The following is a 1308-nucleotide window of genomic DNA, read 5'->3' on the forward strand; positions in this document are numbered from 1 at the left end:
CTTAGTGGTGCAGAGAAGTCTTGAAAGTAGTGGTAGGTATAGAGTCTCAATAATAAGACAGGGATAGCATGACAGGGGGATTCCATGAGAAGCTTAAGGTCCCAAACTTAAAGCAAATTTCATGGAATCTCCCCTTTTGCATCGTCAACTACAAGACCAATTGTGTCAATGGGTTCTACCCAAAGATCAACGTCACCTGCAAGGGTATAGTGAAGCCGTCGCTGCCATTTTGCAATCCGAGAGTGCTTGTTTGAGTAAGTGGATTCCCTACTTGGATCATCGAGACTGCACAGCCCGTGCCCACATGGAGCGGCTTAGCTATTTGGTTCACAATGAGCATATCAGTGCTGAGCGCTTCTATGACCCCCTACTCCAACACGTGCTTCAAGCCTTTGAGGGAGAGTCCCTCACACTGACCTTAGACACCAGTATGCTGTGGGATCAGTTTTGCCTGATCGAGGTGTGTTTGGCGATTGGTGGACGCTCGTTGACCTTGGCTCAAACAGTGATCGAGCATGGCAGCGCCACGGTTGCCTTTGAGCAGTATCAGGGGGTTTTAGAAACTGCTAAAAGTTTGGTGCCCCTCGGCTGTCACGTTACCTTATTAGCTGACCGGGGCTTTGAACATGGTGCATTGCTACGCTGGTTAGACCAACAGCAGTGGGCTTGGGTCATTCGGGTCAAGTCTGATTTGTTAGTCACCTTAGCCTCGGGACGAACCCTCTCGGTTCAAGCTTTGCTGCCGCCCCCAGAGCAAGCGTATCTGTTCAAAGAGGTCACTGTCTTAGGGGATCTTGATTGCCATTTGGCCACGGCTCATGTCCCTATCGCTGAAGACCCCTGGGCGGTCTTGTCGAGTCAACCACCCTCACTCAAAACCTTTGAGCTCTATGGCAAACGCTTTGGCGGCATTGAACCGCACTTCAAAGATTACAAGTCGGCTGCCTTTGATATCCTGCGTTCTGGCTTGCGGGATGAGAAAGGGCTTACTTGCTTGGTGATGTTGCTCGATAGTGCTTCACTCATTGCCTTGATACTGGGCATGATGCTCGTTCTCTCGGGCCAGCGCCCTCGGATTGATTGGCATGGCCAAAGGGGACTGAGTTTTCTGCAACTTGGCTTGCGGGAACTGGCTCGACTTTGCTATCAACGCTTACCGTTACCCAAACTTATTGGCTTGACAAGATACAATCCTCCTCCTGCTTCGGCTTCGTTGCGAAAACAGGATGAATGGAACTGCCGAATTGAGTTTAGTAGGGTCGTTAGATTCTCAACCTGAGACTTCTCAGAGTTTTCTGCACCACCAAG

Annotated in this window: 1 protein-coding gene; it reads left to right on the forward strand. The window is 50.2% G+C overall.

What is annotated here, in order from left to right; all coding sequences use genetic code 11:
- Positions 1-121: 121 nt before the first annotated feature.
- Positions 122-1279: a transposase gene (locus F6K53_RS43065; protein WP_293086796.1), complete on the forward strand. Its 1158-nt coding sequence runs from the start codon at positions 122-124 to the stop codon at positions 1277-1279.
- Positions 1280-1308 lie beyond the last annotated feature (29 nt).

This window comes from Moorena sp. SIO4A1 (assembly GCF_010672065.1).
Taxonomy (GTDB): Bacteria; Cyanobacteriota; Cyanobacteriia; order Cyanobacteriales; family Coleofasciculaceae; genus Moorena.

What these genes read in the sequence shown, in the direction of transcription:
- F6K53_RS43065 (WP_293086796.1), top strand. Translation starts at nt 122, where the DNA reads ATGGAATCTCCCCTTTTGCATCGTCAACTACAAGACCAATTGTGTCAA.